This window comes from Peptostreptococcus anaerobius 653-L (assembly GCF_000178095.1).
Taxonomy (GTDB): Bacteria; Bacillota; Clostridia; order Peptostreptococcales; family Peptostreptococcaceae; genus Peptostreptococcus; species Peptostreptococcus anaerobius.
On sequence record NZ_ADJN01000054.1, the window covers coordinates 44,435 to 59,018 of the forward strand.

Here is a 14,584-nt window from a genome sequence, read left to right on the forward strand (position 1 = left end):
TTCAATAACAAAAGTGAGGTCATGATTAATTAAAAGACTAGCGATAATAGAAAGGCTATTATAAAGATAAATTCGAAGTAATATATTAGTGATTAATGCCACTACTAATTTGAAAGAGAGGCGATAAGATAGATGAATTTAGATGGATTGAATCCTGCTCAGAGGCAGGCTGTCGAGAGGACAGAGGGTCCAGTGCTTATACTTGCAGGTGCAGGATCAGGTAAGACCAAGGTACTGACAACAAGGATATCTTACCTAGTTGAAGATAAAAATATAAATCCTAGCAATATACTTGCCATAACATTTACCAACAAGGCTGCCAATGAGATGAGGGAGAGAGTCGAGTCCATAATTGGGGAAGAATCTAGGGATATGTGGATATCTACCTTCCACTCATGCTGCGTAAGGATATTGAGAAAAGATATAAATAAGATAGGCTACAACAGGTCATTTGTAATATATGACTCAACAGACCAGTTGACCCTGATAAAGGAGTGCATAAAGGCACTTGACTTAAACGACAAGAAGTTTGAACCTAGAGCCTTGATAGCTGAAATATCATCTGCCAAGGACAAGCTTATGGATCCAAAAGAGTATGCAAGGTATGTGAGTGGGGACTTTTGGTTGGATACTGTGGCCCAAGTCTTTGCCCTATACCAGGAGAGACTGATGAGAAATGGAGCCTTAGACTTTGATGACTTGATATTTAAGACTGTGGAGTTACTAAAATCCAATGAAGATGTGCTAAACTTCTACAGGGCAAGATTCAGATATATAATGGTCGATGAGTACCAGGATACATCAAAGGCCCAGTACGAGCTAGTCAAGTTGCTCGCTATGGGACACCAGAATATATGTGTAGTTGGTGATGATGACCAGTCTATATATGGTTGGAGAGGGGCCGATATCAGGAATATTCTAGAGTTTGAAAAAGATTATAACAAGGTATTTGTAGTCAAGCTAGAGCAGAACTATAGGTCTACCCAGGTAATCTTGGACACAGCCAACCACCTCATAGCCAACAATATTGAAAGAAAGAAAAAAAGATTGTGGTCAGATAAAAAAGATGGTGAGTTAGTCAAGGTTAAATGCCTAAGAAATGAGGTCGAAGAGGCTAACTATGTGGTAAACGAGATATATGAAAATGCCTCAAGAACAAACAGGCCTTATAGTGACTATGCAGTCTTATACAGGGCCAATGCCCAGGCAAGAGCTATAGAAGATGCCCTTAATAGGTTCCAGATACCATACAATATCTATGGAGGAACCAAGTTCTACGAGAGAAAAGAAATCAAGGACCTACTAGCCTACATAAGGGTAATAGTAAACCCTCAGGATGATATATCTGTAAAGAGGATTATAAATATACCTAGAAGAGGGATCGGACTTAAGACTATAGAAAAACTAGAAGACAGGGCCAGTATGATGAAGGAGAGCCTGTATTCAGTGCTGCTTGATGTAGACAATAACTCAGATATTTCTACCAAGGCCAAAAAAGGTATCAATGAGTTCGTAGACCTCATAGGTATATTTAGGTCTCTTGCTGAGTCATATAGTCCTAGCAAGATGGTAGAGAAGATTCTTGAGATGACTGGCTACACACTTGAGCTAGAAGAAATAGTCAAAAAGAATGAAAAAATGGAAAACGGCAAGGCCCAAGAAGCCCAGGACAGGATAGACAACTTGATGGAGTTTATATCTATTGCCATAGAATATGAACAATCAGATGTATTTATGGAGGAGGCTAAAAACCTACAGAACTTCCTTGCCAATATATCACTTGCATCGGATACAGAAGGTGAAGAGGAGGAGTTTGTAGAGAAGGTGTCACTTATGACTCTACACTCTTCTAAGGGGCTGGAGTTCCCGGTTGTTTTTATGATAGGTATGGAAGAGAAGATATTCCCTATAGCGAGGGCCATATCCACTATGGAAGAGTCGAGCATAGAAGAAGAACGTAGATTGTGTTATGTAGGTATCACAAGGGCTATGAGAGAATTATATATGACCCAAGCGGCAAGTAGGACCCTATATGGTAAGACCAATGTAAACCTAAAGTCGAGGTTTTTAAAGGAGTTGCCAGAAGAAACGGTCAAAGAGCTAGACCCACCAAAGGCATCACCATCATATGCAGGTGCAGACTATAGCCTACTGCAGAATTATGCAGACAAGTACAAAAAGACTATGAACATAGATAGGGCCAAGCAGATTGGGGCTAGAATAAAGTCTAGTAAGATTCAAGAACCTCTAGACAGGGTGAGGGATATAACTAAGGACGAGCCTGAGATAAAGAAGGGCGAAGGGTCAGGATATGATTCTTATGATTCAGAGTCAATACCAAAGGTCAAAAAGGGGTCGGTTATCAACCATCCTAGATTTGGAGAAGGTGCTGTTATATCTAAGGCAGGAGCAGAGGTTGTAGTAGCATTTAATAAGAAGGGTATCAAAAAGCTAAACCTAGAATATACAAATGTTGAAGTTATAAAATATTAAAAAATGTTGATATGCAAGTGGGGGCAGGATCCTCACTTGTATTTGTAAGGAGGACATATGATAAAAGAGAACAGCATAGGCCTAGCCCAGGACCTAGTAGACTTTATTAATGCTAGTCCAAGCATGTATAGTGCAGTAGCAGATATGGAAAGAATTCTCAAGGACAATGATTTTAAAGAATTGGACCTGAAAAAAAGACTGGATATAGGAGACAAGGGCAAGTACTATATTAAAATTGGTTCGTCATCAATAGTAGCATTTAATATTAAATCAAAGGACATAGAAGATAAGGGATTTAGGATAGTCGGTAGTCATTCAGACTCACCTTGTTTTAGAATCAAGGCAAACCCTGAAATGAAGCAGGGTAATGTCCTAAAGTTAAATACAGAACCCTATGGTGGCATGATTGTATCTACTTGGTTTGATAGGCCCCTTTCAATTGCTGGTAGGGTATTTGTCAAAAATAATGAAGATATATTCAGACCAAGTGAGCATATAATAAATTTTGATCAGCCTCTAGTAATAATCCCAAACCTAGCAATCCATATGAACAGGACTATCAATGAAGGTTATGCCTACAACAAGCAGGTTGACCTTATACCAATGGTTCTAGATGACTTTGCTGGAGGAGGAGAACTTAAAAAAGACTTCGATAAGGATTATTTACTCAACTTAATAAAGGACCACTTGGAAAACACTTGTGGCCTAGATTATATAGCAAAAGAAGATATACTAGACTATGACCTCTACCTATATGAGTACGAAAAAGGGAGTCTAGTCGGCAAAAACAAGGACTATATATCTTGTGGTAGGTTGGACAATCTAGCTAGTGCCCATGCAAGTATTATGGCATTGATAGACCAAGAAGATGGAGGCTATGATGGCATTACTATGGCCTGTGTATTCAACAATGAAGAAGTTGGGTCCATGTCAAAAGAGGGAGCAGATTCTTCTAGCCTAGTAAATATACTGGAGAGGATATCTATAGCTATGGGTAAGACAAAAGAAGAATTTCTTATGGCTCTAGAAAACTCATTTATGGTATCTGCAGACCTTGCCCATGCAGTTCATCCCAACAAGCCAGAACAAGCAGATCCTACAAATGGACCGGTGTTCGGCGGTGGAGTTGCTATAAAGATCCATGCAGGAAAGGCCTATGCATCAGATGCACACTCAGTATCCGTATTTAGGACTATATGTGATAGCCAAAACATAAAGAACCAGTACTTTATGAACAGGTCAGACAAGAGAAGTGGGTCCACAATAGGGTCTATTATGTCGAGCCATATGTCCATGCCGATTGTCGATGTTGGTATTCCTATATTGGCCATGCATTCAATAAGAGAGCTTGCAAATACAGAGGACTATATGGACTACTATAGGGCTATTTATTATTTTTATAGTATTTAGTGTTTCATCATCAAGAAAAAATCCTGTACTTGCAGATTTATATGCAAGAATGGATTTTATGGAATGAAGTAAAAAACACCCATTAGCTTATACAAAAAGAGGAGCGTGGTTATATTCTTTGAGTCAGGCACGACAAAGAATATAACCACGCTCCCCTAAAAAATTCAAACTAATTAATACTTAACAGGTTCAGGATATTCAACACCAAAAGTATCAACAGTTACCTTTTTCATTCTCTGTTCTTCCTTTGGCTTGTCACCAAAACCAGTCTTTGTATCTGCTATAGCATCTACAACATCCATTCCTTCGATTACCCTACCAAAACTAGCATATTGTCCATCTAGGTGTGGAGAGTTTTTGTGCATTACGAAGAACTGTGAACCAGCTGAGTTAGGGTTCATTGTTCTGGCCATTGATAGGACACCTCTTTCGTGTCTTAGGGCATTTGCAAATCCATTGCCTGTAAATTCACCAGCGATTGCATAGCCTGGACCACCCATACCAGTCCCATCTGGGCACCCACCCTGGATCATAAATCCACTGATAACCCTATGGAATATAATTCCATCATAGTATCCCTTATTGATAAGAGATATAAAGTTGTTTACAGTGTTTGGTGCTATATTTGGATAAAGTTCAGCCTTTATTATGCCGCCGTTTTCCATTTCTATTGTTACTATTGGATAGTTCTGTTCCATTATTTTCCTCCTAATTTGGTGCTAGACTAGCACTTTTCTACTTCTGGTGTTAGGTTTGGCACTAGCTGCTTCTTTCTAGATACTAGACCCTCAACAAATACACCCTGACTTGCTTCTACATTGAAGGCATTACTGATTACTTCGTCTGGAGACTTGTAGATTAGGTATGAACCTTCCTTGATGATATCAGTTACTGCAAGTAGTAGCATATCATAGTCTGTTGAGTTGATGTAGTTTAAGAAGTCGTCCTTTTTTTCCATTACTGAATCTATGTCTAGAGTCATTACCTGGCCTATACCGATCTTCTTAGAGCCCATTTCAAAAGGTTTAAAGTCCATATTTACTATTTCTTCAACTGTATATCCGTCTAGAGATGTACCAGCCTTGAACATTTCCATACCGTATTCTTCACAGTCAACACCAGCTATTTCAGCAAGGGCCTTACCAGCGTCGATATCAGCCTGAGTAGTTGTAGGTGATCTGAAGATTAGGGTATCAGATAGGATGGCAGATAGCATTAGACCAGCCATAGCCTTTGTTATTTCTACATTGTTCTGCTTGTACATACCGAATAGGATTGTGTTTGTACATCCTACTGTCTTAAGTGTCATGTCTAGAGGAGCAGATGTAGTCATTCCTCCTAACTTGTGGTGGTCTACAATTTCAACTATTGTAGCATCTTCAAGCCCATCTACGCTCTGTCCAAATTCATTGTGGTCTACTAGACAACATTTGTCATCACTTCCAACAGATGAAATTAACTCCGGAGCTTCAACACCGAATCTATCTAATACAAATAGGGCTTCCTTTCTCAATTCTCCTAGACAACATGCCTTTGCATCTATACCTAGTTCCTTCTTTAAGTTTGTCATTACAAGAGATGAACAGATTGAATCTGTATCAGGGTTCTTGTGACCGAATACTAATAAACTCATTACTTATTCCCCTTTCAATTTATATATAATTTACAAATAGACATTGCCATACAAGCTAATTATACCAAAAAATAGACTGAATTAATAGACTTATTCTATTTATAGATGGTGTAAAGACTTTCGTTTATGGTGATATTTGCCTAGATATATGATAAAATATATCTAATAAGTTAGGTGGGAGAAATATATGAAAGATAATACAAGTGTAAAAATAAATTACCAGCTAGAGCTAGAAAAAATAATCAAGGAAATTGAGAAAAATGGAGATACTCCTAGTCTACTTCTACATTCATGTTGTGGACCTTGCAGCAGTTATGTTTTAGAGTATCTTTCACAGTATTTTTTGATTACAATATTTTACTACAACCCCAATATATATCCATCAGAGGAATATTGGTACAGGGTAGATGAACAGCAGAAGATCATAGATATCACCAAGGCTAAGAATCCTATAAAAATGGTAACTGGAGCCTATGACGTAGAGAGGTTCTATGAGATGGCTAGGGGCATGGAGGATATGAGAGAGGGTGGACAAAGGTGCCACAAGTGTTATGAGATGAGGTTGAAAGAGGCCGCTATATTTGCCAAGAAAGAAGGCTATGACTACTTTACAACAACCCTATCTATCAGTCCTCACAAAAACTCACAAGTACTAAACCATATAGCCAAGGACTTATCAGACCAGATTGGAGTAAAAAACCTGCCTTCAGACTTTAAAAAGAAGGGTGGTTACAAGAGGTCTTGCGAGATTACTAGGGAATATGGATTTTATAGGCAGGACTACTGCGGGTGTGTATTTTCTAAGAGGGAGATGGAAGAGAGAAACCTATCCAAGGAGAAGAGGCTTTTAAGAGAAAAGATGAAAGAACTAGGAGATAGCCTAGATAGGAACTATATGGACCAGGCTGATGACAGGATTATTGAGAAGATACTAGTATCAAAAGAGTATCAGGATTCCAATATGATATTCACATATTTGGGAGTTGGGAATGAAATTAATACAAGCAAGCTAATAAAAAAAATCCTAGATGATAAGAAGAGGGTCTGTCTACCATATTGTGTGGATGATAGTCAAATGCTTGCTTATGAAATTGAGTCCCTTGATGACCTGACTAAAAACAATTACGGTATACCAGAGCCTGACCCAAACATGTACAAGCTAGTAGAAAAATCTGATATAGACTATGTATTGGTTCCATGCTGTACAGTTGATATGGACGGCAACAGGTTGGGATTTGGAAGGGGTTACTATGATAGGTATCTCAAGGACTACAAGGGCTACAAGGCACTTGCCATTAGGAAAAAACAAATAGCAGACAAGGTTCCAGTAGGCCATAGGGATATTAAGATTGAAAATATTATAAGTGAATAAATTAAGAATTTTATAAGTTAATGGATTGGAAGTATTAGACTTGAAATATTGTAAGTGAATGGATTAAAAATGAATAGATTAAAAATTTTAAAGCAAAACATTATAAGTGAATAGATATTGTAATTTTTATAGGGGGAATAAAATGATAGATATCAGAGATTTTAGTGTTAAATACGCAAGGAAGCTAGCAGTAGATAATATTAACTTGGAAATTAGGGACGGAGAGATATTTGGTCTTATAGGCCATAATGGTGCTGGTAAGTCTACTACCCTAAACAGTATGGTAGGAATTATCGACGATTTTGTAGGTACGATCACTATAAATAACCTAGATAGGAAGAAGGATAGTCTTGAACTCAAAAGGATAATAGGCTATGTGTCTGATTCTCCTGATAAATTTCTGAAGTTACAGGCCAAGACCCTATGGAACTTTATTGCTGATATTTATGGTGTCAGCAGTGAGGAGAGAAAGACGAGACTTGACTATATGCTTGAAAAGTTTTCCCTTAGTGACAACCATCATTTGACTATTGAAGAAATGTCACATGGTATGAGGCAGAAGGTATTTATAATAGCGGCTCTCTTATCTAATCCTCAAATATGGATACTTGATGAGCCTATGACTGGACTAGACCCTCAGTCATCATACAACCTAAAACAGATGATGATTGACCATGCTAAAAAAGGGAATACGGTAGTTTTTTCTACTCATGTTTTAGAGGTTGCTGAGCAATTATGCCACAGGATAGGGATACTAAAAGACGGTCAATTGATATTTGTAGGAAGCCTTGAAGAGCTTAGAAAAATGCATCCTGGAGAAAGTTTGGAAAAGATATACCTAGATATAGTGAGGAGTGGTAACTATGAATAGGTTTAAAATGGATCCAAATCTTAAGTGGATGATAAAGATTAACTCTCTAATGGTAAATCCTATTCAATTTGACAGGCTAAATAAGGATGACAAGTGTAAGTTAGACCAGGATAAGTATGTCTTACAAAAAATAATAAGGTCACATATTACAGGCATAATTGTCATGCTGTTGGTATATGGTCTAATTCTAGGCTTTATAGATTTTAAGAGCCTGCCTATTATGTATGATATCATTGTTTTGATATTTATGGCTACGGGCCTACTGCAATCCATAGTATACTTTTACAATGTACTATTTGAGAGCCAAGACTACGATATATATAAGACCTTGCCTGTTAAAGAGTCATATATAGTAATAGCTAAGATCATAAGTGTTGCTCTTGCAAGTTGTTCAGTAGTAGCACCAATACTTGTAGTTTCTATAGCTAGTGCTATCAGAAATGGCAGGGGACTTATGTCTATTTTGGGGGTTTTGGATTTTATACTTATATTTATGGTGACTATGTTCCTAGGTGCTGGCATTAGTACCCTTATAGGCGGTTTTAATATAAGAAAAAAATGGCGCAATTTGTTCATGAACCTTGTAAATATGGTCAATATAATAATTAATGTTGGTTTTGTACTGTCTATGCAATATATGTTCAGGGATTCATTAATGAAAATGATGAGCTCAAGAGCCAGTGTGTACGGGCCTATATCTAGATTGATGATGTCAAATCTATGGCACATTCTTGCGCTGGTTGCTGTGGCCTTACTTTTAATCATTATCTACAAACCCCTTATGAGGAAGCTCCTAAAGAGTATAAAAAATTATAATATTATAGTAGGAGACAAGGGAACTAATAAGGAGAGGACTACAAAGGATACTAAGGGTAAAAAGCATGTAAATAATAGGTCTGCTTCAATATTGCCAGTGCTTGTAAAGTATAATGTATCCAAGTTGAGCGATTCATCGATAATAATGCAAAACTTGTTCTCTGTATTTTTGCCGCTGATACTGGTATCATCATCATTTATCAGTGTATTAAGAGATTTAAACTTTGATCCTAGCGACCTAAGGGCCAACCTGGTATTAGGGCTAATGATATCTGTTGGCATAGGCCTAGTAGCTAGTTGTATACCGTCAAATATATTTTCGATAGTCGTTTCTATAGATAGAGAAGACTACGATTATCTAAAAATACTACCCCTATCAAGAAAGAAGTATTTCTCGTCAAAGTTCTTGGCTGGTATTATCATGCAGTTACCATTGATATGTGTAATATTAGGGCTAATTGAGTGGTATGTAGGTATAAGACTATCTATCATACCTATATGTATCATAAGTCTCATACTGGTTGTCCTACCTATATACGGGTCATGGATGTTATATGATATAGAGTATAGGTCAGACAAGTGGCAGAATATAACAGAACTCAACACAAGGTTAGATTCTGTTAGTAGATTCCTTCTTATCTTTTTGGTATTTATTGTATTCTTTGGACTTGTGATGTTGACCCATACCTTCTATAAGTATATAAGCTATGGGATTTTATTTACTGTATGGTCTATAATACTAGGGCTATTGTATGGATTTTTCTTTATGAAGTACAGGGGACTTAGAAAAAGATTGAATATATAAACTATAATTGAATATATAAACTATACTTGGATATTAATGTTAATAAGCAAATAATTGAGGAATATAGAAAAAAGTTTACCCAAGTGTTATAATTGATATAAGATTATAGGAGTTTAGGAGATGGTATCGTATGAAGTTAAAAAAGAAAGCGGTTGTTAGTGTAGCTATGTGTCTTTCCCTAATTTTGGTTGGACAGCCAGTATATGGGGAGACTAATAATAATCCTGCTAAGCCAACTACTGATATAGTTTCAAGTCAGACATCAGAGGACAAACAGGGTTCAATAGACGACAAGCAAGAAGTAGGTCAAGATGGTAAAGTTGTTACGGACAAGGTAATTAATAAACTGAATGTGAGTAGAATATCTGGAAAAGATAGGTATGAGACATCAGTAAAGGTATCTGATGAACTGCAAAAGATGTCATCGGGCTTATTTTATCATGCTGTTGTAGCTAGTGGGGATTCATTCCCAGATGCTCTGACTGCAGGTACTATGGCAGCGGAATTGGAGATACCATTGTTGCTTACGAAGTCCAATAAGTTGCCAGATTCTGTAAATAAGGCCATGAAAAATTACATAATACAGAACATATATCTTGTAGGTGGTAAAAATTCTATTGTAGACACTATGGAAGCTAGTATAAGAGATACTCTTGCAATCAAAACTAAGAGGTTGGCAGGAGTTGATAGGGTTGACACAGCCTTTGCAGTATACAATGAGATAAACTATTCAAAGAAGATAATAGGCTATGGTAATACGGCAGCAGTTTATAGTGGCAAATCTTATACAGATGCCCTAGCTGCAGCACCATATATGTACCAGATGAATAGAGACCAGAAAAAATATATCAAGCCGTTAGTTCCTTATATAAAAGCTCTTAACTACCTAAACATAGATACTATATTCGGTGGGGTGAGTTCTGTAGCTGATACACCAGCTACAAAGCTAGCATCAAGGAGATTTTCGGGATCTAACAGGTACAAAACAGCTATAGAAATAGCCAAGGCTTATAAGGATGTACTTAATAGGGATATAGATACAGTAATATTGGTTAGTGCAGATTCATTCCCAGATGCCCTATCAGCAACACCATTAGCCTGCAAAAAAAATGCAGCCATCCTACTTACCAACAAGGATAGGTTGAATAAATATACAGCAGCCTACCTGAAGGAAGCGAATAATATTAAAAATGTTATAATAGTAGGTGGTCAAGGGGCTGTATCAGCTGAAGTAGAAAAAAAGCTAGGTGATATTGAAAGATAAATATAGGAGACTAGCTGAGCCATATTTATACGAAACTATTTAATATTAAAATCAAAAAGTTTATTTTAAAATCGGCTTATTATCCTCAAAATAGCAATAAAAAAGACCACTGAGTTAGGGTGGTCTTTTTGTTATAGTAAAAATTAAGTTGGCTTACTGGTTTATAATGACTTGACAGCAGCTATAGCCTTGTCATAGTCTGGATGATTTGTATTTTCTTTTACGTATTCAACATATCTTACAACATCGTCCTTGTCTATTACAACGATACCTCTGTTGTGTAGTCTGAATTCTTCCATAAGGAATCCATAGTTTATACCGAATGATGCATCCTTGTGGTCTGATACTACTATTGCATTTTCGATTCCCTTAGCTCCACAGAATCTTGCCTGAGCGAATGGAAGGTCCATAGATATAGTTATGATAACTGCATCCTTTAGTTCTGAAGCTTCCTTATTGAATCTGATTGTCTGAAGTTCACAAACACCTGTATCAATTGAAGGTACTACGCTTATTAGCTTAATCTTTCCTTCAACATCTTTAAGAGTGAATGGGCTAAGGTCTCCCTTTATAGCTGTAAATTCAGGAGCCTTATCTCCTACCTTTACTTCCTTACCTAAAAGTGTTACTGGGTTTCCAGCAAAAGTTGTTACTGATCTCTTTTCCATTTTATTAATTCCTCCTAATTTATATCGATTTATTTATTCGTCAATTATTTTCTAATATAGATATACCCTAGTTGAAACAAAGTATTCATAAAAATGATGAAATTTGATATAAACTTATGTAAATATAAAACTCCCAAGCTTGTAGGCTCAGGAGTAAGTTTATATTTTTATTTATTTTTTTCAAAATCCTTGTACATAAGTGAAGGCTGTATACCTGTATTGTTTTGATATTTACCGCTCGAATATAGGTCGTACTCACCATGTATATCGTGGTAGTAAATCTGGCAGATTTGAGTGTTAGGGTAGATCCTAATTGGCTGAACACAGAATATCTCAAGCGTCCAGTAGCCTGCAAACCCTATATCTCCAAAACCAGCTGTTACGTGTATAAATAGACCAAGTCTTCCTGTTGATGACCTTCCTTCAAGCATAGGGACAAACTTTTCTGTCTTTGTAAATTCATTTGTCCTTCCTAGATATAGCTTGTTAGGTTCAAGCAATAGACCTTCTTCTGGAATTTCTACCCTCTTTGTTGGATTCGGAATTTTCATATCCAGTTCCTTATGTTCGTATACCAAGAGCTCGTTGCCAAGGGTTAGGTTATACGAATTTGGATTTATCTTAGACTTGTCAAATGGTTCTATTATTATATTGCCAGCAAGGACATTCTTGTGTATTTCTTTGCCCGATAAAATCATGAGATCACCTTCCTTATATATTAAGAGTTTTATCATACATATGTATTTCAACTTATATATGTATTTTAACATAATTTTGATAATTAGTGAGATTATTTTTCTCTTGTTGATATATAATTGTTGTTGTCGTTTGTTTATGATTTGTGGTAATATGAGATTATAATTAAAAAAAAGATAATTTTAAAAAATAGTAAGTATTTTACGAATGATTATATATTATATATGGAGGTAGATATATGAAGTTAAAAAAGACCCTAATCTATAGTATTTTGTTAGCAAGTCTTGTATCATCGTCCTTGATGGTAGGGTGCTCAAATGATGTTAAAACATCAAGCGGTGGGACAAGTAGTTCATCTAAGAATAGTCGATTAGTAAAAGATGGTGTAGATTTTCAAGACCTCAATACAAAAGAGGTAAACGATTCTATAGAAAAATACAGCAAGCAAGTTGGAATTTCAAAGGTTGAAAAGATCAGTATAGACTGGCAGCTTGCGACAGAGAGTTTTACAGAGGACAAGGGTGTGAGCCAGTACCTATTTGCCCAAAAAAAGCTCGATATAGACTCTCCTTATATAATTGCTAGGTTGATGGAGTATATAGCAGGTGCCAAGACTGCAGGTCAAGATGCTCTACTAGGTTTGGACAAATCTGATTCAAAGGGATATATACTTGAACCTAAAGAAAAATTAGATAGTATAAACAAGGACCTAAAAGCTGTAAAAGATGGAAAGTTAAAGGAAAGTAAATTTGAATATGATCGCTTTAGGGGTTATGCTTACTATCCAGATGCCAAAAAGGGAGTTTTTGACGAGTATAGACCTACTATTACCTTGGTGGGTAAGGATGGAAAAAGCTTGGATATAGATTTTAGGTTGGATGCCCTGAAACTATTGATAAACAAGTCTGGAACATCTGACATCAAAAAGGTTAGTGATACTGGTATGAATTATTTCGAGGGATTACTATTGTCAAAGAATCTATCAGACCAGATAGGTAAGGATACATACAAGATACTCAAAGACCACAAGATTGATTTTGATTATTTTATGAGTACAAAGACACTTCAGATGCCTGAAAAATTAAAAGAGCCTACTTACGGAGATAGGTTCAAACTTTATTGGGCAGGGGTAGATACGATCATAAGGTCCAATGGTTTTAAGGATGGTATAGAAAAGTATCTAGGCAAAGAGATAAGCATTGATATATACCATATAAAGCCGATACAGGTACTTGAATACACTAAAGATAAGTCTAAGTCAAGCAGCATAAATTCAGATAATATAGACAAGGATTCTAAAATTAGTGAAGCAGGCAATGACAATTTAAGGCCTAGTGGGGAAGATATATATGACAATGTAGGCAAAGTTATAGTACTAAGGTATAAGGATAAGAATATAGGAGCCTACCTTTGTTCAGAAAAAAACCTATACAACCTAGACCACAAGGGTATAGCCCAGGTGACAGGTGGTACATACGAGCAGTGGTTGGATAAGACTTTTGAGGATGATGCAGATAGGAGAGAGATAGCCAAGTTGGATTCCCATCAATTTATCAAGAAGTATGTAGATATGATGACTGTAAAAGACTTTGACTTAAATGTGTTTGATATACCAGAACTCGATATATATAGTGGTAAGGTAAGTGATAGCCCATCACCTTTAGTATCAGAGTTCAAAAACAACATAATTAGCTCAAGTCTGGTCAGTGCTGAAGATGTTACAGGCCAGGATGACTTTGCACCAGACTTTAAGACTAAACCTAATGATATTGACGTTCGTGTTGTAATAGACTATAAATTCAAGGATGAAACAGTTCTTACAAATGGAGAGAATGAAACTATATTTTCTCTAAGAAAGATAAGTGACACGTTGGGTTACAGGATTGTAAGCCAGGGTATATAGTAATTGTAAAATTGAAAATGTGATACTGGATATTGTGAAATTTCATATATAGATATAAAATAATAAATAGGTAAAAATAGTGAAAACGAGGAGGATTTAAATATGTTAGAAGTAGGTATGAAGCATAGTGTGGAATTGGTGGTTGATAAGTCAAAGACGGCAGCAGCAGCTGGTAGTGGTGGTCTTGAAGTCTTTGGTACTCCATACATGATAGCCCTAATGGAGTGTACTTGTAAGGAGCTAGCTCAGAAAGAGCTTGACGATAGCCAGGGGACTGTAGGTATATCTATATCTACTAACCACAAGGCAGCTACCCCAATGGGCATGAAGGTTACTTGTGAGGCTGAATTAGTAGAGATAGACAGGTCTAGGCTAGTGTTCAATGTTGTTTGCTCAGATGAACTAGATGTCATAGGAGAGGGACAGCACCAGAGATTTATAATAGATAACGAAAAATTCTTAGCAGGTGTCAATGCCAAGATAGACAAGGCTAAAAATAAATAATAGGAAGATTGATTAGGATACTCCATAGGTAGCTTGCTAAATGCCAAACTATTTATGGAGTTTTTTGCAAATGTCATTGAATAATATTCTCTTTTGGAGTTTTTTGTTGCAAATGTCACTGAATAATATTCTCTTTTATAGTATTATAG

The 14,584-nt window shown here is 36.5% G+C and carries 12 protein-coding genes; 8 read left to right on the forward strand and 4 right to left on the reverse strand.

Annotation, left to right across the window (positions count from 1 at the left end; translation table 11 throughout):
• The first annotated feature begins 132 nt into the window (after positions 1-132).
• On the forward strand, positions 133-2,493 hold the full coding sequence (locus tag HMPREF0631_RS06185) for an ATP-dependent helicase (protein ID WP_004167175.1): 2,361 nt from the start codon (positions 133-135) through the stop codon (positions 2,491-2,493).
• A 57-nt stretch (positions 2,494-2,550) separates the two neighbouring features.
• Positions 2,551-3,903, forward strand: a complete 1,353-nt coding sequence (locus HMPREF0631_RS06190; RefSeq protein ID WP_002845910.1) for a M18 family aminopeptidase — start codon at positions 2,551-2,553, stop codon at positions 3,901-3,903.
• Positions 3,904-4,076: 173 nt separating this feature from the next.
• On the opposite strand, the gene HMPREF0631_RS06195 is transcribed toward HMPREF0631_RS06190, so the two are convergent.
• A complete protein-coding gene (locus HMPREF0631_RS06195; RefSeq protein ID WP_002845911.1) occupies positions 4,077-4,601 on the reverse strand; it encodes a peptidylprolyl isomerase in 525 nt (174 codons plus the stop codon).
• A 26-nt stretch (positions 4,602-4,627) separates the two neighbouring features.
• Positions 4,628-5,536, reverse strand: coding sequence for a manganese-dependent inorganic pyrophosphatase (locus HMPREF0631_RS06200; RefSeq protein WP_004167162.1), 909 nt, complete (start codon positions 5,534-5,536; stop codon positions 4,628-4,630).
• 187 nt (positions 5,537-5,723) lie between these two features.
• Here HMPREF0631_RS06200 and HMPREF0631_RS10290 point away from each other — a divergent pair, with 187 nt between their 5' ends.
• From HMPREF0631_RS10290 to HMPREF0631_RS06220, 4 genes are all read left to right on the forward strand, one after another.
• Positions 5,724-6,908: a 5-formyltetrahydrofolate cyclo-ligase gene (locus HMPREF0631_RS10290; protein WP_004167185.1), complete on the forward strand. Its 1,185-nt coding sequence runs from the start codon at positions 5,724-5,726 to the stop codon at positions 6,906-6,908.
• Positions 6,909-7,050: 142 nt separating this feature from the next.
• Positions 7,051-7,779 carry an ABC transporter ATP-binding protein gene (locus HMPREF0631_RS06210; protein ID WP_004167165.1) on the forward strand — a complete coding sequence of 243 codons (729 nt, stop codon included), beginning with the start codon at positions 7,051-7,053 and terminating at the stop codon, positions 7,777-7,779.
• Positions 7,772-9,400, forward strand: coding sequence for a hypothetical protein (locus tag HMPREF0631_RS06215; RefSeq protein ID WP_004167177.1), 1,629 nt, complete (start codon positions 7,772-7,774; stop codon positions 9,398-9,400). The genes HMPREF0631_RS06210 and HMPREF0631_RS06215 overlap by 8 nt, the downstream gene beginning before the upstream one ends.
• 130 nt (positions 9,401-9,530) lie before the next feature.
• Positions 9,531-10,664 (forward strand): cell wall-binding repeat-containing protein, encoded by a 1,134-nt coding sequence (locus HMPREF0631_RS06220; protein ID WP_004167148.1) that lies wholly within the window; start codon positions 9,531-9,533, stop codon positions 10,662-10,664.
• A gap of 161 nt (positions 10,665-10,825) precedes the next feature.
• Here the strand turns inward: HMPREF0631_RS06220 and tpx are convergent, their stop codons facing one another.
• Positions 10,826-11,332: a thiol peroxidase gene (gene tpx, locus HMPREF0631_RS06225; protein WP_002845917.1), complete on the reverse strand. Its 507-nt coding sequence runs from the start codon at positions 11,330-11,332 to the stop codon at positions 10,826-10,828.
• Positions 11,333-11,499: 167 nt separating this feature from the next.
• Entirely contained in the window at positions 11,500-12,030 is a 531-nt protein-coding gene (gene dcd, locus HMPREF0631_RS06230; protein ID WP_004167238.1) for a dCTP deaminase, read from the reverse strand.
• 236 nt (positions 12,031-12,266) lie between these two features.
• Here dcd and HMPREF0631_RS06235 point away from each other — a divergent pair, with 236 nt between their 5' ends.
• Entirely contained in the window at positions 12,267-13,931 is a 1,665-nt protein-coding gene (locus tag HMPREF0631_RS06235) for a hypothetical protein (protein ID WP_004167181.1), read from the forward strand.
• Between the two features lie 102 nt (positions 13,932-14,033).
• Positions 14,034-14,435, forward strand: coding sequence for a thioesterase family protein (locus HMPREF0631_RS06240; protein ID WP_002845924.1), 402 nt, complete (start codon positions 14,034-14,036; stop codon positions 14,433-14,435).
• The last annotated feature ends 149 nt before the right edge of the window (positions 14,436-14,584 follow it).